We start from the raw sequence: 17,567 nt of genomic DNA on the forward strand, positions 1-17,567 counted from the left end.
CTACACTCCAGATTACTGACCACTGGAGGCAGACACTATGGCGAACAGCATCACGGCGGATGAGATTCGGGAACAGTTTTCGCAGGCAATGTCAGCCATGTACCAGCAAGAAGTTCCGCAATATGGCACGCTGCTGGAACTGGTAGCTGATGTGAATCTGGCTGTGCTGGAAAACAATCCTCAACTGCACGAAAAAATGGTAAATGCAGACGAGCTGGCGCGACTGAATGTTGAACGTCATGGGGCGATTCGCGTTGGGACTGCACAAGAGCTTGCTACTCTTCGGCGGATGTTTGCCATTATGGGGATGTACCCGGTGAGCTATTACGATCTCTCGCAGGCAGGGGTGCCGGTACATTCGACAGCATTTCGGCCCATTGATGATGCTTCTCTGGCGCGTAATCCCTTCCGCGTTTTTACCTCCTTACTCCGCCTTGAGCTTATCGAGAACGAAATTTTGCGCCAGAAAGCGGCGGAGATTCTGCGTCAGCGCGATATCTTCACCCCACGTTGTCGACAACTGTTAGAGGAGTATGACCAGCGGGGCGGTTTTAACGAAACACAGGCACAGGAGTTTGTGCAGGAGGCCCTGGAAACGTTCCGTTGGCACCAGTCAGCAACGGTAGATGAAGAAACCTATCGCGCCTTGCACAACGAACATCGGTTGATTGCTGATGTGGTCTGTTTTCCTGGATGCCATATCAACCATCTGACGCCACGTACGCTGGATATTGACCGGGTGCAGTCGATGATGCCTGAATGCGGAATTGAACCAAAAATTCTGATCGAAGGGCCGCCGCGCCGCGAGGTACCGATTTTACTACGCCAGACCAGCTTTAAAGCACTGGAAGAGACGGTGTTGTTTGCGGGGCAGAAACAGGGCACGCATACTGCGCGCTTTGGTGAAATTGAGCAGCGTGGCGTGGCATTAACGCCGAAAGGGCGACAACTGTATGATGATCTTCTGCGTAACGCTGGAACCGGGCAGGATAATCTCACTCACCAAATGCATTTACAGGAAACCTTCCGCACTTTTCCTGACAGTGAGTTTTTAATGCGTCAGCAAGGGTTGGCATGGTTCCGGTACCGTCTGACGCCTTCGGGTGAGGCGCATCGTCAGGCGATTCATCCCGGAGACGATCCACAGCCCTTAATTGAACGTGGTTGGGTCGCGGCGCAACCCATTACCTATGAAGATTTCTTGCCCGTTAGCGCGGCGGGGATCTTCCAGTCAAATCTGGGTAATGAAACGCAGGCACGCAGCCACGGTAATGCCAGTCGCGAAGCATTTGAGCAGGCGTTGGGTTGTCCGGTTTTGGATGAGTTCCAGCTTTATCAGGAAGCGGAAGAACGCAGTAAACGTCGCTGTGGTTTGCTTTAAATTCTGACCATCCGCCTTTGCAAAAATTTGCCTGATTTTACAAACGAATCAGGCTCATCCCATCGACATAAAAAAAATGCCGATTTATGCATATTCTCTCAGTTCAACAATTGGATTATTAATAAATATTGTCTAGAGTGAGCGGTCATAAATAAGCACTTTCTTGCCGCTGAAAACGACCAGCGCGGGACCATTCACAACACCAGAAGGACTCACTTTCAGGTATGGATCGTAGACGATTTATTAAAGGTTCAATGGCTATGGCCGCCGTGTGCGGTACCAGCGGCATTGCTTCTCTTTTTTCTCAGGCGGCATTCGCGGCAGATTCTGATATTGCCGACGGACAAACCCAGCGTTTTGACTTCTCCATTCTACAGTCAATGGCGCATGACTTAGCGCAAACAGCGTGGCGTGGTGCGCCTCGTCCGTTACCTGACACTCTGGCGACAATGACGCCGCAGGCTTATAACAGTATTCAATACGACGCCGAAAAATCGCTCTGGCATAACGTTGAGAACCGTCAACTGGACGCTCAGTTCTTCCATATGGGAATGGGATTCCGTCGCCGCGTTCGTATGTTTTCTGTAGATCCAGCAACACATCTGGCGCGTGAAATTCACTTTCGCCCGGAGTTGTTCAAATACAACGATGCAGGTGTTGATACCAAACAATTAGAAGGGCAAAGCGATCTCGGCTTTGCCGGTTTTCGCGTGTTTAAAGCCCCCGAACTGGCGCGCCGTGATGTAGTATCATTTCTCGGCGCGAGTTATTTCCGCGCCGTTGATGATACATATCAATACGGTTTGTCGGCCCGCGGCCTGGCGATTGACACTTACACCGACAGTAAAGAAGAGTTCCCCGACTTTACCGCCTTCTGGTTTGATACGGTAAAACCGGGGGCAACTACCTTTACCGTTTATGCGTTGCTCGATAGCGCCAGCATTACTGGTGCCTATAAGTTCACTATCCATTGTGAGAAAAGTCAGGTGATTATGGATGTGGAAAATCACCTGTATGCGCGCAAAGACATTAAACAGCTGGGCATTGCGCCGATGACCAGTATGTTCAGCTGCGGTACTAATGAACGTCGGATGTGCGACACCATTCATCCGCAAATTCATGACTCTGATCGTCTGTCCATGTGGCGGGGCAACGGCGAGTGGATTTGCCGTCCGCTGAATAATCCGCAAAAATTGCAGTTCAATGCTTACACCGACAACAACCCGAAAGGGTTTGGTTTATTGCAACTGGATCGTGATTTCTCCCATTATCAGGACATTATGGGCTGGTATAACAAACGCCCAAGTCTGTGGGTGGAACCGCGTAACAAGTGGGGTAAGGGCACCATCGGCCTGATGGAAATCCCAACAACGGGCGAAACGCTGGATAACATTGTCTGCTTCTGGCAGCCAGAAAAAGCTGTAAAGGCGGGTGATGAGTTTGCATTCCAGTATCGTCTGTACTGGAGTGCGCAACCGCCTGTTCATTGCCCATTAGCGCGCGTTATGGCGACGCGTACCGGCATGGGCGGTTTCCCGGAAGGTTGGGCACCAGGTGAACACTATCCCGAAAAATGGGCGCGTCGTTTTGCCGTCGATTTCGTTGGTGGTGATCTGAAAGCTGCCGCGCCAAAAGGCATTGAGCCGGTGATTACGCTTTCCAGTGGGGAAGCGAAGCAAATCGAAATTCTCTATATTGAACCCATTGATGGTTATCGTATTCAGTTTGACTGGTATCCGACGTCGGACTCCACTGATCCGGTCGATATGCGGATGTATCTGCGTTGTCAGGGCGACGCTATCAGTGAAACGTGGCTGTATCAGTATTTCCCGCCAGCGCCCGATAAACGTCAGTATGTTGACGACCGCGTGATGAGTTAATTGTTTTTTCTTCGGCACCTTCTTCGGGAGGTGCCGTCTGGTTAAACACGATCCCGCTCGCATTTTTCCCTAAGTTAAATGAGTAATCTGATGGTGTGTATTTCAGATACACCTTGTCAGCCACTAACAGGGAGTGCGTATGTTTCCAGAATATCGAGATTTAATATCCCGTCTGAAAAACGAAAATCCTCGCTTTATGTCCTTGTTCGATAAACACAATAAACTTGATCATGAAATTGCCAGAAAGGAAGGTTCCGACGGTCGAGGGTACAATGCGGAAGTGGTCCGCATGAAAAAACAAAAGCTACAGTTAAAAGATGAGATGCTCAAAATCCTGCAGCAGGAGAGCGTCAAAGAGGTGTAAACTTTCCTAAGCCGCCAGCCAGGCGGCTTTTTTAACAACTGCATGGATTGACTGGAGATAAGATGACTGAAACGATAAAAATAAGCGAATTACTTGAATTACATGCTGTTGCAGAAAATCACGTCACTCCTCTTTATCAGTTAATCTGTAAAAATAAAACCTGGTTACAGCAGTCGCTAAACTGGCCGCAGTTCGTTCAGAGTGAAGAGGACACGCGAAAAACGGTGCAGGGTAATGTGATGTTGCATCAACGCGGCTATGCCAAAATGTTCATGATTTTCAAAGAAGATGAACTTATCGGCGTTATCTCGTTTAATCGTATTGAACCACTGAATAAAACCGCTGAAATAGGCTACTGGCTGGACGAATCTCATCAGGGGCAGGGGATCATTTCTCAGGCGCTGCAGGCATTGATTCATCATTACGCCCAGTCTGGTGAACTTAGACGCTTCGTGATCAAATGTCGGGTGGACAATCCGCAAAGCAACCAGGTCGCTTTGCGCAATGGTTTTATCCTTGAAGGTTGCCTGAAACAGGCTGAGTTCCTGAATGATGCCTATGATGATGTGAACTTATACGCGCGTATTATCGATTCATAATAACCCTGCCAGCGGCGTTCGCGTAATGCGCTCCTCGCCGTTAATGACTTTTGGACCACGGACATGAACCGTGTCGCCATCAAAGGCTTCAACGACGGCGTGGTCGGTTAACTCCACATGGTTTTCAATTATCACCGCACCTGTAATACGGCTCTCACCTTGTATTACAACGTGCTCGTCGAGCAGAATCGGTCCACCACGTACCACGGCATTTCCGCCAATCAAGACATGATGTTTTAACACACAATTACCTTCCACAATGGCATATTCCGCCACCTGCGAACTGTAATGAATCGTTGGAATGGCATCTTCTTCTATGCCAGCTTTCACCTGCGCGTGACCGTAGACTTTAGCGCAATCGCATAGCCAGACGTTGTTCTCTTCATTACCTTCAATACTGGCAAAATCAAAAACTTCGGCGCGATGTTCAATAAAAGCATACCGGACGACGGCATTGCCATAAATTTGTGCCTGGTGGACAATACGCGAGGCGCTAATCCTTGCGCGATCATAAATTTGTAGCAGGAGTTGATGGTCGGGCGTTAAGCCTTGTGCTGCGACGATCATAGAATGTTGATTAATTAAGGCGTGACCAAATATTCTACATTGCCCGCAAACCAGTGAGTCATGAATGGTGACACTGTCACTTATATATGCACCCTGGCTGATTTCACTATTATCGATCCAGACATTATCCGTTGCGTAAACCTCTCCCCACAGCACGCTGGTGCCGGTGATACGCGTATTACCGGAAATCACCGTTCCGCCGAACGCAATAGCATTCTGGTCGTAAATCCAGCAATTTCCTTCCTGTGCTAACACCGTTTCGCGATCGATCCAGCCGCCAGCGGTTCCTGCTATCACATCGTTAAAATCGCTCATGGCGATAATCTGCCGTAATAACACATTTTTTTTAGTGCCATCTTCCTGATAACTAAAGGCTCGCTGTTCTTCACTTAGACGATATTTGCGCATAGCGTTTTCCCACAGGTGACTTACTATAACCGTAGCAAATTCTGCGGCTCTGGCTATGCTCGAGAAAATTCCATAAAATGCATTTCAAATATACTTTATAAATTAAACAAAATGAGTAAGAAGATACAGAGCGATAAAGTGCTCAATTTGCCGGCAGGCTACTTTGGTATTGTGTTGGGGACGATAGGGATGGGATTTGCCTGGCGCTATGCCAGCCAGGTTTGGCAGGTCAGCCACTGGTTAGGGGATGGAATGGTGATTCTGGCGATGATCATCTGGGGATTATTAACTAGCGCATTTATTACCCGACTCATACGCTTTCCGCATAGCGTGCTGGCAGAAGTGCGCCATCCAGTGCTGAGCAGTTTTGTGAGTTTGTTTCCGGCAACGACGATGCTGGTAGCGATTGGTTTTGTTCCGTGGTTTCGCCCACTGGCGGTGTGCCTGTTCAGTTTTGGTGTCGTGGTTCAGTTGGCTTATGCCGCCTGGCAAACTGCGGGATTATGGCGCGGATCTCACCCTGAAGAAGCTACCACGCCTGGACTGTATCTGCCGACAGTTGCCAACAACTTTATCAGCGCAATGGCCTGTGGTGCGTTGGGCTACACCGACGCCGGTCTGGTGTTTTTAGGCGCAGGCGTTTTCTCATGGCTAAGCCTTGAACCGGTGATCTTGCAGCGTCTGCGCAGTTCGGGAGAATTACCCACGGCACTGCGGACATCACTCGGCATTCAGCTCGCTCCTGCGCTGGTGGCCTGTAGTGCCTGGCTGAGCGTCAACGGCGGCGAGGGTGACACGCTGGCGAAATTGCTTTTCGGTTATGGACTGCTGCAACTGCTGTTTATGCTACGTCTGATGCCATGGTATCTCTCCCAGCCATTTAATGCTTCATTCTGGAGTTTCTCGTTCGGCGTATCTGCACTGGCAACCACCGGTTTGCATCTGGGGAGTGGCAGCGATAATGGATTTTTCCATACGCTGGCGGTGCCGCTGTTTATCTTTACCAATTTTATTATTGCAATACTGCTCATCCGTACTTTTGCGCTTCTGATGCAGGGAAAATTGTTAGTCAGAACCGAGCGCGCCGTTTTAATGAAAGCAGAGGACAAAGAATGATCATTCGTGACGAAAATTATTTTACTGATAAATATGAATTAACCCGCACACACTCTGAAGTACTGGAAGCGGTGAAAGTGGTTAAACCGGGTAAAACGCTGGATCTGGGCTGTGGCAATGGTCGTAACAGTCTTTACCTGGCAGCCAATGGTTATGATGTTGACGCATGGGATAAAAATGCCATGAGTATCGCCAACGTCGAGCGCATTAAATCTATTGAAAATCTGGATAATTTACACACTCGGGTCGTTGATCTGAATAACCTCACATTTGCTGGACAGTACGATTTTATTCTTTCGACTGTGGTGCTGATGTTCCTTGAGGCTAAAACCATCCCAGGGCTGATTGCCAATATGCAACGTTGCACGAAACCTGGCGGTTACAACCTGATTGTGGCAGCGATGGATACCGCTGATTATCCATGTACCGTCGGCTTCCCGTTTGCCTTCAAAGAGAGAGAATTACGTCGATATTACGAAGGCTGGGAGATGGTGAAATACAATGAAGACGTCGGCGAGCTGCACCGCACCGACGCCAACGGTAATCGTATTAAACTGCGTTTCGCCACGATGCTGGCACGTAAAAAATGACCCGGTAAGAACAAAGCGCGTGAAAATTCCCCACGCTGAGATGGTTTACTGTTCTTCTTTTCGGTAAGCATATTTTTTATCGAAGGGATGTGAAATTAATCACAGTAGTCGAAGTTTTTTAGCAGCTTAACTTACTGAAATTTAACTACTGATGATTGACTTAGCCCCTTTTTCGGCATTGACTATGTCGTCTGAAAAGGGGCTGAAAAATTTATTTTCACCAACACTTTTTTTGCCACAACACGAAGCGGCGCTTTTTGCTATAACTTAAAAAGTAATATAATCATCTCAGGAAACTATTCATGCGTACCACATCATTTGCAAAAGTTGCAGCTTTATGCGGCTTGTTGGCTCTGTCTGGTTGTGCCTCTAAAATCACCCAGCCAGATAAATATTCTGGTTTTTTAAACAATTACTCTGATTTAAAAGAAACAACCTCGGCTACAGGTAAACCGGTTTTACGTTGGGTAGACCCGAGTTTTGATCAAAGCAAATATGACAGCATCGTCTGGAACCCAATCACTTATTATCCGGTACCGAAACCTTCAACCCAGGTAGGGCAGAAAGTTCTGGATAAAATTTTGAACTATACCAACACCGAAATGAAAGAAGCGATAGCGCAGCGTAAACCACTGGTTACCACCGCTGGGCCGCGTAGTCTGATTTTCCGTGGGGCCATTACCGGTGTAGATACCAGCAAAGAAGGGCTGCAATTCTATGAAGTGGTTCCTGTTGCATTAGTGGTTGCGGGGACGCAAATGGCTACAGGCCACCGTACCATGGATACTCGCCTCTATTTTGAAGGTGAGCTGATTGATGCAGCGACTAATAAACCGGTTATCAAAGTCGTTCGTCAGGGCGAAGGTAAAGACCTGAATAACGAAAGTACGCCAATGGCTTTCGAAAATATTAAACAAGTTATTGATGACATGGCGACCGATGCCACCATGTTTGACGTTAACAAAAAGTAGTTCCAGACGCGCCATCGTTAGATGGCGCTTTTTATCCGGTGCGCCGTAAAACCCCATCCTTCAGGGCGGGGATATAAGGCGCGGTTTTCCACCTGACCAGGTGTTTGCTGTTGTTCAATGTATTGGCGGATGACGGATATTGGCGCACCTCCGCAGCTACTGGCAAAATAGCCAGGACTCCACAAAACGCCTTTGTAGTAATACCTGACTGCAATATCTGGTCGATCTTGTCGCAGTAACCTACCCGATACGCCTTTGAGGCTGTTTACCAGACTGGATATCGCCAGTTTGGGAGGTTAGTTAATTAACAAATGGACGTGATCTGGTTCGCCATCCATTTCAACCAGTTCAGCTTCAAAATAAGCACATACATTTGAAAAGTAAGTGCGTAGTTTTTCTGTCGCGTCATGGTCAAAAATCTGGCGTCGGTATCTGGTGACAAAGACCAGGTGAACATGCATCAGGAAAACACAATGCCTTCCACGCCGGATATCGGTTTCTTTTTTCACAGACCAAAGTATCATTTGACCTGTGAAACGATTACAGGCATTTAAATTCCAGTTAAGACCAGGTGGTCAACAGGAGTGTGAAATGAGGCGCTTCGCAGGCGCATGTCGTTTCGTTTTCAATCGTGCTCTGGCACGTCAGAATGAGAATCATGAGGCCGGTAATAAATACATCCCTTACGGGAAAATGGCTTCCTGGCTGGTTGAGTGGAAAAATGCCACTGAAACGCAATGGCTTAAAGATTCTCCCTCATAGCCATTGCAACAGTCACTGAAAGACCTTGAGCGGGCTTACAAAAACTTCTTCCGGAAGCGGGCTGCTTTTCCCCGATTCAAAAAGCGGGGACAGAATGATGCATTCCGCTACCCGCAGGGCGTTAAGCTCGATCAGGAAAACAGCCGTATTTTTCTGCCGAAACTGGGCTGGATGCGCTACCGGAACAGCCGTCAGGTCACGGGTGTTGTGAAAAATGTCACTGTCATCCAGTCCTGCGGTAAGTGGTACATCAGTATTCAGACAGAAAGTGAAGTATCCACTCCGGCTCACCCTTCAGCATCAATGGTCGGGCTGGATGCTGGCGTGGCTAAACTCGCCACGCTGTCAGATGGCACAGTCTTTGAGCCTGTAAACAGTTTTCAGAAAAACCAGAAGACGCTGGCGAGACTTCAGCGACAGTTAAGCCGCAAGGTCAAATTCAGCAACAACTGGCAGAAGCAGAAACGCAAAATACAGCGACTGCATTCCTGTATCGCAAATATCCGCAGGGACTACCTTCACAAAGTCACAACGGCCGTCAGCAAAAACCACGCAATGATAGTCATTGAGGATTTGAAGGTCAGCAACATGTCAAAGTCAGCAGCGGGTACGGTCAGCCAGCCGGGGCGCAATGTCCGGGCAAAATCAGGTTTAAACCGTTCGATACTGGATCAGGGCTGGTATGAAATGCGCCGCCAGCTTGAGTACAAGCAGCTCTGGCGTGGCGGTCAGGTGCTTGCTGTTCCGCCAGCGTATACAAGCCAGCGTTGCGCGTACTGTGGTCATACAGCGAAAGAGAACCGCCTGTCACAAAGTAAATTCAGATGCCAGGTATGTGGATATACAGCGAACGCCGATGTAAATGGCGCTCGTAACATTTTAGCGGCGGGGCACGCCGTTCTTGCCTGTGGAGAGATGGTGCAGTCAGGCCGCCCGTTGAAGCAGGAACCCACCGAAATGATTCAGGCGACAGCCTGAACGTAGCAGGGATCCACGTCCTTCAGGGCGTGGAGGATGTCAATATCGGTTTCTGTCAGCGATTAAATTCAACACCACGTAACAAACGCCTCCGGCAATTAATCCCCAGAACGCAGAACCAATCCCGACCAGCGTCAATCCACTTGCCGTTACCAGAAATGCCACCACCGCCGCGTCTCGCTCACGCTCATTATGCAGCGCCTGATACAAACTGCCGCTAATGGTACTTAACAGCGCCAGACCTGCCAGCATCTGGATCCAACTTACGGGCAGGGCAGCCATCATCCCGGTAATAGCACTACCAAACAGACCTGCGATCAAATAAAAAATGCCTGCAACGGCAGCTGCCAGCCAACGTTGATCTTTATCCGGATGCGCTTCCGGGCTTTGGCAAATAGCCGCGGTGATTGCCGCAATACCGACGGAATAAACGCCGAAAGGGGAAAAAACCAGTGCCAGCAATCCAGTAAATACAATTAATGGCGAAACAGGAGCCGAATACCCGGCTGCTTTCATTGCTGCGATACCCGGTGCGTTTTGCGATGCCATCGTCACCAGAAAAAGGGGGAGTGCAACGCTCAGGCTGTGAGCAAACGAAAAATCAGGGGTAATATAAGTGGGGAGAACGGGTTTAAAGACAACATCAGTTGTGACAACGTCACCTTGCGCGATAACGATCACGATCCCAATAATCATCGCGGCAATTACCGCATAGCGCGGCGCAACGGCCTTGGTTGCCAGCCATACCAGCAACATACTTCCACACAACGTAAATTGACCGTCCAGACTGGCAAACGCCTGTAAACCAAAGCGTAATAAAATCCCGGCAAGCATTGCCGCCGCAAGCGAGTGCGGAATAATGCGCATCAGACGAGCAAAGAGTCCCGTTATGCCGCAGAGGACTATTAACGCGTTGGTGACAATAAAAACGCCGATGGCTTCGTTAAGTGTTAGTCCCTGCAATCCGGTGACCAACAAAGCCGCGCCAGGCGTTGACCATGCGGTGAGAACAGGTACGCGATACCATAATGTCAGAGTCAGCGTACTGACGCCCATTGCCAGCCCCAGCGCCGTCATCCAGCCAGAGATTTGTGCAGTGGAGGCTCCGGCGACAATCGCTGCTTGCCAGATTATTGCCGCTGAACTGGCGTAGCCAATTAATACCGCCAGAAACCCCGCCAGTAGCGTGGGTGGAGGAATAGAAAACAGACGCATAGTCACCTCGTGCGTTATAGCGTACAGGCACCGTAGCATTTGTCCGTTATAACGCACAAGTGATAAACTTCCGTTTTGCCGGAGGAGTCGCATGGAAAATCTCGCTCGCTTTTTATCCACCACACTTAAACAATTACGTCAGCAGCGCGGCTGGAGTCTTTCGCGACTGGCAGAAGCGACGGGCGTTTCTAAAGCAATGTTAGGACAGATTGAGCGTAATGAGTCCAGCCCGACGGTCGCGACATTATGGAAAATTGCCACTGGGTTGAACGTGCCCTTTTCGACATTTATTTCTCCGCCACAGTCCGCTACGCCTTCAGTTTATGATCCACAACAGCAGGCGATGGTGATCACTTCGCTGTTTCCTTATGATCCACAACTCTGCTTTGAACACTTCTCGATTCAGATGGCACCCGGTGCAATAAGCGAATCGACGCCCCATGAGAAGGGGGTAATCGAACATGTCGTCGTCATTGATGGACAACTTGATCTGTGCGTTGATGGGGAATGGCAGAGCCTTAATTGTGGGGAAGGCGTTCGATTTGCTGCAGACGTCACGCATGTCTATCGTAATGGTGGGGAGCAAACCGTACATTTTCATTCCCTCATCCATTACCCGCGCAGTTAAGCGGGAAAACTATTTCGCAACGTCGCGCTTGTGGCTAAAATAGCCGCCATTTTTCAGCTACTGGATAAGAATGTGACCGTATCTTCTCATCGACTTGAACTGTTAAGCCCGGCACGCGATGCCGCCATTGCCCGCGAAGCTATTTTGCACGGTGCTGATGCTGTTTATATCGGCGGCCCTGGTTTTGGTGCCCGTCATAATGCCAGTAATAGCCTGAAAGATATTGCCGAGCTGGTGCCGTTTGCCCATCGTTATGGTGCAAAAATTTTCGTCACGCTTAACACCATTTTGCATGATGATGAGCTGGAACCCGCGCAACGGCTGATTACTGACCTCTACCAGACCGGTGTCGATGCGCTGATTGTTCAGGATATGGGGATTCTGGAACTTGATATTCCGCCGATTGAACTGCACGCCAGTACGCAGTGCGACATTCGTACAGTAGAAAAAGCGAAGTTCCTCTCTGATGTTGGCTTCACGCAGATTGTGCTGGCGCGAGAGCTGAATCTTGATCAGATCCGCGCGATTCACCAGGCCACGGACGCGACCATTGAATTCTTTATTCATGGCGCACTGTGCGTGGCCTATTCGGGTCAGTGCTACATTTCTCATGCGCAAACAGGGCGTAGCGCCAACCGTGGCGATTGCTCGCAGGCGTGCCGTTTGCCATACACATTGAAAGACGATCAGGGGCGGGTGGTTTCCTATGAAAAACATCTGCTGTCGATGAAAGATAACGATCAGACTGCCAACCTCGGCGCGCTGATTGATGCTGGCGTACGCTCCTTCAAGATTGAAGGGCGTTACAAAGATATGAGCTACGTGAAGAATATCACCGCCCATTATCGCCAGATGCTGGATGCCATTATTGAAGAACGTGGCGATCTGACGCGCGCTTCATCAGGTCGTACTGAACATTTCTTTGTTCCATCGACGGAAAAGACTTTCCACCGTGGTAGCACAGATTATTTTGTGAATGCCCGTAAAGGCGATATTGGCGCGTTCGATTCGCCGAAATTTATCGGCCTGCCGGTGGGTGAAGTATTGAAAGTGGCGAAAGATCATCTTGATGTTGCCGTTACCGATCCACTGGCAAATGGCGATGGCCTGAACGTGTTGATTAAACGTGAAGTCGTCGGTTTTCGTGCCAATACGGTCGAGAAAACCGGAGAAAATCAGTACCGCGTCTGGCCCAATGAAATGCCAGCAGATTTGCACAAAATTCGCCCGCATCACCCACTAAACCGTAATCTTGATCATAACTGGCAGCAGGCACTGACAAAAACCTCCAGCGAACGTCGGGTGGCGGTAGACATTGAACTGGGCGGTTGGCTGGAACAATTGATTCTGACCCTCACCAGTGAAGAGGGGGTCAGCATCACGCATACGCTGGATGGGCAGTTCGACGAAGCCAATAACGCCGAAAAAGCAATGAACAATCTGAAGGATGGTCTGGCAAAACTGGGGCAAACCATCTATTACGCCCGCGATGTGCAAATTAATTTGCCGGGGGCGCTGTTTGTACCAAACAGTCTGTTAAACCAGTTCCGCCGTGAAGCTGCTGACATGCTGGATGCTGCGCGTCTTGCCAGTTACCAGCGTGGCAGCCGTAAACCGGTTGCTGATCCTGCGCCGGTTTATCCGCAAACGCATCTGAGTTTCCTCGCGAACGTTTACAACCAGAAAGCGCGTGAATTTTATCATCGCTATGGTGTGCAGCTGATTGACGCGGCGTATGAGGCACATGAAGAGAAGGGCGAAGTCCCGGTGATGATCACCAAGCATTGTCTGCGCTTTGCCTTTAATTTGTGCCCGAAACAGGCGAAAGGCAATATCAAAAGCTGGAAGGCTACGCCAATGCAACTGGTTAACGGCGATGAAGTATTAACGCTAAAGTTTGATTGCCGCCCATGCGAGATGCACGTCATTGGCAAAATCAAAAATCACATACTGAAAATGCCGTTACCGGGAAGCGTAGTGGCATCCGTAAGTCCGGATGAGCTGCTGAAAACATTGCCGAAGCGAAAAGGGTAAAACGCCAGTTTTCTGGTTACTCACAACTTATTGAATCTGCATGATATTGCCTGCCGGGTAAGGCGTTACGCCGCATCCGGCATCAAACGACTCAACGTTGTCCCGCTTCTGGTTTGCGCGATTTTTGCCAGTAAAAATGCTCGCGCAAACCTTCCGCCGACTCTTCCGCCACAGCACGCAATTCATCGCTGTCCGCTTCATGACGCAGCTGATGATCCACATTCTTTACCCACACAAATTCATGTCCTTTGTGCCCTGCCATGAGTTGTCCTGAGAACAGCGCACACGTTAATAAGACAACCGATAACGCCTTCGTAAACATCCTGCCACCTTTTTCTTACCTTTTGCCGCTATGATGCCGATCGTTTCTTGAGGTTATTATTCAGTTTTGCAAATTAGCGCAAAGAAATTCTGGAATCTTCCTTCCTGATTTTGCATTGCATTCTGCCGTTGCGGCGATTTAGTGCTATTTTCGAGCAAATTACACACGGAGGTAAACACTAATGTTTACTTTGTTGATATACTCAGCGGCAGGGAGGCGATGTGAAACAAAGCGAGTTCAGACGTTGGCTCGAATCTCAGGGCGTCGATGTAGCGAATGGCAGCAACCATTTGAAACTCAGGTTTCATGGGAGGCGCAGTGTCATGCCGCGTCACCCCTGCGATGAGATTAAAGAACCATTGCGTAAAGCAATCCTGAAACAACTCGGTTTGAGTTAATCGCCAATTAAAAAGGTTAATGACATGCGAGAGACAGTCGAAATTATGCGTTATCCCGTCACTCTTACACCCGCGCCGGAAGGCGGTTATATGGTTTCTTTTGTGGATATCCCTGAAGCGTTGACGCAGGGCGAAACTGTCGCTGAAGCGATGGAAGCGGCAAAAGATGCTTTACAGACCGCATTTGATTTTTATTTTGAAGATAACGAGCTTATCCCTTTACCTTCGCCATTAAATAGTCATGATCACTTTATTGAAGTACCTTTGAGCGTCGCCTCTAAGGTATTGCTGTTAAATGCTTTTTTACAGTCAGAAATCACTCAGCAAGAGTTAGCCAGGCGAATTGGCAAACCTAAACAGGAGATTACTCGCCTATTTAACTTGCATCATGCGACAAAAATCGACGCCGTCCAGCTCGCGGCAAAGGCGCTTGGCAAAGAGTTATCGCTGGTGATGGTTTAATTACAGTTAACGAAAAGTTGTCATTTTTAACAACTGATATAGACTGCCGAATCATCTGCACATAATTACGATTCGATAATGAAAAAATACCAGCAGCTTGCAGAACAATTACGCGAGCAGATTGCGTCGGGTATCTGGCAACCCGGCGATCGTTTGCCTTCGTTGCGTGACCAGGTGGCGCTTTCTGGCATGAGCTTTATGACTGTCAGCCATGCCTATCAGTTGCTCGAAAGTCAGGGATATATTATCGCACGACCGCAGTCGGGTTATTACGTTGCGCCACAGGCAATAAAAATGCCGAAAGTGCCAGTCATTCCAGTCACTCGAGATGAAGCAGTCGATATCAACACTTATATTTTTGATATGTTGCAGGCCAGTCGCGATCCGTCGGTCGTTCCGTTTGCCTCGGCCTTTCCCGACCCGCGACTTTTCCCCCTCCAACAACTAAACCGCTCGCTGGCGCAGGTAAGCAAAACCGCCACAGCGATGAGTGTGATTGAAAACTTACCGCCAGGAAACGCAGAACTGCGTCAGGCTATTGCTCGTCGCTATGCCTTACAGGGCATCACCATTTCTCCTGATGAAATTGTCATCACTGCCGGGGCGTTAGAAGCATTAAACCTCAGTTTGCAAGCGGTAACTGAACCGGGCGATTGGGTGATAGTAGAGAATCCTTGTTTCTATGGCGCGTTGCAGGCGCTGGAACGGCTACGGCTGAAAGCGTTATCGGTAGCGACGGATGTTAAAGAAGGGATCGATCTTCAGGCGCTGGAACTGGCGTTGCAGGAGTATCCGGTGAAAGCGTGCTGGCTGATGACTAATAGCCAGAATCCACTCGGATTTACCTTAACGCCGCAAAAAAAAGCACAACTGGTGGCGTTGCTCAATCAGTACAACGTAACGCTGATTGAAGATGACGTTTACAGCGAACTTTATTTTGGACGGGAAAAACCGCTGCCTGCGAAAGCGTGGGATCGCCACGATGGCGTTTTGCATTGCTCTTCGTTTTCGAAATGTCTGGTGCCTGGTTTTCGTATTGGTTGGGTCGCCGCCGGAAAACATGCACGTAAAATTCAACGCTTGCAGCTGATGAGTACGCTTTCCACCAGCTCACCGATGCAGCTTGCGCTGGTGGATTACCTTTCCACGCGCCGATACGACGCCCATCTTCGTCGCCTGCGTCGCCAGCTTGCGGAACGTAAACAACGTGCCTGGCAGGCACTGCTGCGTTATCTGCCTGCGGAAGTGAAAATTCATCATAATGACAGCGGTTATTTTCTCTGGCTGGAGCTCCCCGAGCCGTTAGATGCCGGCGAATTGAGCCTGGCGGCACTGACGCATCATATCAGTATTGCGCCAGGTAAAATGTTTTCTACCGGTGAAAACTGGTCACGTTTTTTTCGTTTTAATACCGCGTGGCAGTGGGGAGAACGTGAAGAACAGGCGGTAAAACAATTAGGCAAACTTATTCAAGAACGGCTGTAATAGCGTTTAATTTAATTCCTCTTAGATTGGGTAATATGAATTTCGAATAGCAGTCATATTTCCTAACTCCTTGTCTATACTCCAGAAGATAACCTTACAGACGGCATAATGCGCGGTAGCTCACAACCTGATTAAATTTTCTCAGGGGCGAAGGTGTGCCTGCAAGCCGCCGTCTATGGTTAAACAAGGAGATATTTTTACGGCACGGCGGCTGAACAATTAATTACGACAGGAGTAAGACCTTATGAGCAAGACATTTGCCCGCAGCAGCCTGTGTGCGCTCAGCATGACAATAATGACCGCTCACGCCGCCGAACCGCCTACCAATTTAGATAAACCGGAAGGGCGACTGGATATTATCGCCTGGCCGGGATACATCGAACGCGGACAAACCGATAAACAATACGACTGGGTGACGCAATTTGAAAAAGAAACAGGTTGCGCGGTGAATGTGAAAACTGCGGCGACTTCCGATGAAATGGTCAGTCTGATGACCAAAGGGGGTTACGATCTGGTTACGGCATCCGGCGATGCCTCGCTGCGTTTGATTATGGGTAAACGCGTGCAGCCGATTAATACCGCATTGATTCCCAACTGGAAAACGCTCGATCCGCGCGTGGTTAAAGGCGACTGGTTTAACGTGGGCGGCAAAGTTTACGGCACACCTTACCAATGGGGGCCGAACCTGCTGATGTACAACACTAAAACCTTCCCGACGCCGCCGGATAGCTGGCAAGTGGTTTTTGTTGAGCAGAATCTGCCGGACGGCAAGAGCAATAAAGGCCGCGTTCAGGCTTATGATGGCCCTATCTACATTGCGGACGCTGCGTTGTTCGTTAAAGCCACTCAGCCGCAGTTGGGCATCAGCGATCCGTATCAACTCACCGAAGAACAGTACCAGGCGGTGCTGAAAGTGCTGCGCGCTCAACATAGTTTGATCCATCGCTACTGGCATGACACTACCGTGCAAATGAGCGATTTCAAAAACGAGGGTGTGGTTGCTTCCAGTGCATGGCCCTATCAGGCCAACGCCTTGAAAGCCGAAGGCCAGCCTGTTGCTACCGTTTTCCCGAAGGAGGGTGTTACCGGTTGGGCTGATACCACCATGCTGCATAGCGAAGCGAAACATCCGGTTTGCGCCTACAAATGGATGAACTGGTCATTAACGCCAAAAGTGCAGGGCGATGTGGCGGCCTGGTTTGGCTCGTTACCGGTAGTGCCGGAAGGGTGTAAAGCCAGTCCGTTATTAGGCGAAAAAGGTTGTGAAACCAACGGTTTTAACTATTTCGACAAAATCGCCTTCTGGAAAACGCCTATAGCAGAAGGGGGCAAGTTTGTTCCCTACAGTCGTTGGACGCAGGATTACATTGCCATTATGGGCGGTCGCTAACTTCGCTGGGGTGCTTT

General features: G+C 49.3%; 16 protein-coding genes and 2 pseudogenes. 14 read left to right on the forward strand and 4 right to left on the reverse strand.

Annotated elements, in window-relative coordinates:
- Nucleotides 1-37: 37 nt before the first annotated feature.
- The 4 genes from hglS (at nt 38) to rimL (ending at nt 4,224) form a co-directional block, all read left to right on the forward strand.
- A complete protein-coding gene (gene hglS / locus HUZ68_RS10920) occupies nt 38-1,381 on the forward strand; it encodes a 2-oxoadipate dioxygenase/decarboxylase HglS (protein WP_000013762.1) in 1,344 nt (447 codons plus the stop codon).
- A gap of 224 nt (nt 1,382-1,605) precedes the next feature.
- A complete protein-coding gene (gene opgD / locus HUZ68_RS10925; RefSeq protein WP_000375956.1) occupies nt 1,606-3,261 on the forward strand; it encodes a glucan biosynthesis protein OpgD in 1,656 nt (551 codons plus the stop codon).
- Nucleotides 3,262-3,400: 139 nt separating this feature from the next.
- Nucleotides 3,401-3,625 carry an HP1242/YdcH family protein gene (locus HUZ68_RS10930; protein WP_001296778.1) on the forward strand — a complete coding sequence of 75 codons (225 nt, stop codon included), beginning with the start codon at nt 3,401-3,403 and terminating at the stop codon, nt 3,623-3,625.
- Between the two features lie 62 nt (nt 3,626-3,687).
- Nucleotides 3,688-4,224, forward strand: coding sequence for a 50S ribosomal protein L7/L12-serine acetyltransferase (rimL, locus tag HUZ68_RS10935; protein ID WP_033814801.1), 537 nt, complete (start codon nt 3,688-3,690; stop codon nt 4,222-4,224).
- Here rimL and ydcK read toward each other — a convergent pair.
- On the reverse strand, nt 4,219-5,199 hold the full coding sequence (gene ydcK / locus HUZ68_RS10940; protein ID WP_239594192.1) for a YdcK family protein: 981 nt from the start codon (nt 5,197-5,199) through the stop codon (nt 4,219-4,221). The genes rimL and ydcK overlap by 6 nt on opposite strands.
- 123 nt (nt 5,200-5,322) lie before the next feature.
- Between ydcK and tehA the strand changes: the two genes are divergently transcribed.
- From tehA to HUZ68_RS10955, 3 genes are all read left to right on the forward strand, one after another.
- A complete protein-coding gene (gene tehA, locus HUZ68_RS10945; protein ID WP_033814808.1) occupies nt 5,323-6,315 on the forward strand; it encodes a dicarboxylate transporter/tellurite-resistance protein TehA in 993 nt (330 codons plus the stop codon).
- Nucleotides 6,312-6,905, forward strand: coding sequence for a tellurite resistance methyltransferase TehB (gene tehB / locus HUZ68_RS10950; protein WP_033814803.1), 594 nt, complete (start codon nt 6,312-6,314; stop codon nt 6,903-6,905). Before tehA ends, tehB begins: the two co-directional genes overlap by 4 nt.
- A gap of 302 nt (nt 6,906-7,207) precedes the next feature.
- Nucleotides 7,208-7,876, forward strand: coding sequence for a DUF3313 domain-containing protein (locus HUZ68_RS10955; RefSeq protein WP_001261013.1), 669 nt, complete (start codon nt 7,208-7,210; stop codon nt 7,874-7,876).
- Between the two features lie 17 nt (nt 7,877-7,893).
- Here HUZ68_RS10955 and tnpA read toward each other — a convergent pair.
- Nucleotides 7,894-8,400, reverse strand: a pseudogene (tnpA, locus tag HUZ68_RS10960) (IS200/IS605 family transposase).
- A 7-nt stretch (nt 8,401-8,407) separates the two neighbouring features.
- Here tnpA and HUZ68_RS10965 point away from each other — a divergent pair.
- A pseudogene (locus tag HUZ68_RS10965) lies at nt 8,408-9,616 on the forward strand (RNA-guided endonuclease InsQ/TnpB family protein).
- Nucleotides 9,617-9,655: 39 nt separating this feature from the next.
- Here the strand turns inward: HUZ68_RS10965 and ydcO are convergent.
- Nucleotides 9,656-10,831, reverse strand: coding sequence for a BenE family transporter YdcO (gene ydcO / locus HUZ68_RS10970; RefSeq protein WP_021556777.1), 1,176 nt, complete (start codon nt 10,829-10,831; stop codon nt 9,656-9,658).
- Between the two features lie 91 nt (nt 10,832-10,922).
- Here ydcO and sutR point away from each other — a divergent pair, with 91 nt between their 5' ends.
- Nucleotides 10,923-11,459: a DNA-binding transcriptional regulator SutR gene (gene sutR / locus HUZ68_RS10975; RefSeq protein ID WP_021577428.1), complete on the forward strand. Its 537-nt coding sequence runs from the start codon at nt 10,923-10,925 to the stop codon at nt 11,457-11,459.
- Between the two features lie 72 nt (nt 11,460-11,531).
- Entirely contained in the window at nt 11,532-13,493 is a 1,962-nt protein-coding gene (gene rlhA, locus HUZ68_RS10980; protein ID WP_033815235.1) for a 23S rRNA 5-hydroxycytidine C2501 synthase, read from the forward strand.
- A 91-nt stretch (nt 13,494-13,584) separates the two neighbouring features.
- Here rlhA and HUZ68_RS10985 read toward each other — a convergent pair whose 3' ends face one another.
- Nucleotides 13,585-13,815, reverse strand: a complete 231-nt coding sequence (locus HUZ68_RS10985; RefSeq protein ID WP_000494244.1) for a YncJ family protein — start codon at nt 13,813-13,815, stop codon at nt 13,585-13,587.
- Between the two features lie 221 nt (nt 13,816-14,036).
- Here HUZ68_RS10985 and hicA point away from each other — a divergent pair, with 221 nt between their 5' ends.
- The 4 genes from hicA (at nt 14,037) to ydcS (ending at nt 17,550) form a co-directional block, all read left to right on the forward strand.
- Nucleotides 14,037-14,213 carry a type II toxin-antitoxin system mRNA interferase toxin HicA gene (hicA, locus tag HUZ68_RS10990; protein ID WP_000813794.1) on the forward strand — a complete coding sequence of 59 codons (177 nt, stop codon included), beginning with the start codon at nt 14,037-14,039 and terminating at the stop codon, nt 14,211-14,213.
- A gap of 45 nt (nt 14,214-14,258) precedes the next feature.
- Nucleotides 14,259-14,675, forward strand: coding sequence for a type II toxin-antitoxin system antitoxin HicB (gene hicB / locus HUZ68_RS10995; RefSeq protein ID WP_077778300.1), 417 nt, complete (start codon nt 14,259-14,261; stop codon nt 14,673-14,675).
- A 78-nt stretch (nt 14,676-14,753) separates the two neighbouring features.
- On the forward strand, nt 14,754-16,160 hold the full coding sequence (locus HUZ68_RS11000) for an aminotransferase-like domain-containing protein (RefSeq protein WP_000760655.1): 1,407 nt from the start codon (nt 14,754-14,756) through the stop codon (nt 16,158-16,160).
- Between the two features lie 244 nt (nt 16,161-16,404).
- Nucleotides 16,405-17,550, forward strand: a complete 1,146-nt coding sequence (gene ydcS / locus HUZ68_RS11005; RefSeq protein ID WP_000047424.1) for a putative ABC transporter substrate-binding protein YdcS — start codon at nt 16,405-16,407, stop codon at nt 17,548-17,550.
- The last annotated feature ends 17 nt before the right edge of the window (nt 17,551-17,567 follow it).

It is taken from the genome of Shigella dysenteriae, assembly GCF_022354085.1.
GTDB classification, from domain to species: Bacteria; Pseudomonadota; Gammaproteobacteria; order Enterobacterales; family Enterobacteriaceae; genus Escherichia; species Escherichia coli.

Excerpts from the sequence above, each read along its gene's own strand:
- HUZ68_RS11000 (WP_000760655.1), top strand. The coding sequence starts at position 14,754 with ATGAAAAAATACCAGCAGCTTGCAGAACAATTACGCGAGCAGATTGCG.
- tehB (WP_033814803.1), top strand. The coding sequence starts at position 6,312 with ATGATCATTCGTGACGAAAATTATTTTACTGATAAATATGAATTAACC.
- HUZ68_RS10930 (WP_001296778.1), top strand. The coding sequence starts at position 3,401 with ATGTTTCCAGAATATCGAGATTTAATATCCCGTCTGAAAAACGAAAAT.
- sutR (WP_021577428.1), top strand. The coding sequence starts at position 10,923 with ATGGAAAATCTCGCTCGCTTTTTATCCACCACACTTAAACAATTACGT.
- opgD (WP_000375956.1), top strand. The coding sequence starts at position 1,606 with ATGGATCGTAGACGATTTATTAAAGGTTCAATGGCTATGGCCGCCGTG.
- HUZ68_RS10985 (WP_000494244.1), bottom strand. The coding sequence starts at position 13,815 with ATGTTTACGAAGGCGTTATCGGTTGTCTTATTAACGTGTGCGCTGTTC.
- ydcK (WP_239594192.1), bottom strand. The coding sequence starts at position 5,199 with ATGCGCAAATATCGTCTAAGTGAAGAACAGCGAGCCTTTAGTTATCAG.
- ydcS (WP_000047424.1), top strand. The coding sequence starts at position 16,405 with ATGAGCAAGACATTTGCCCGCAGCAGCCTGTGTGCGCTCAGCATGACA.
- hicB (WP_077778300.1), top strand. The coding sequence starts at position 14,259 with ATGCGTTATCCCGTCACTCTTACACCCGCGCCGGAAGGCGGTTATATG.
- HUZ68_RS10955 (WP_001261013.1), top strand. The coding sequence starts at position 7,208 with ATGCGTACCACATCATTTGCAAAAGTTGCAGCTTTATGCGGCTTGTTG.
- rimL (WP_033814801.1), top strand. The coding sequence starts at position 3,688 with ATGACTGAAACGATAAAAATAAGCGAATTACTTGAATTACATGCTGTT.
- ydcO (WP_021556777.1), bottom strand. The coding sequence starts at position 10,831 with ATGCGTCTGTTTTCTATTCCTCCACCCACGCTACTGGCGGGGTTTCTG.
- hglS (WP_000013762.1), top strand. The coding sequence starts at position 38 with ATGGCGAACAGCATCACGGCGGATGAGATTCGGGAACAGTTTTCGCAG.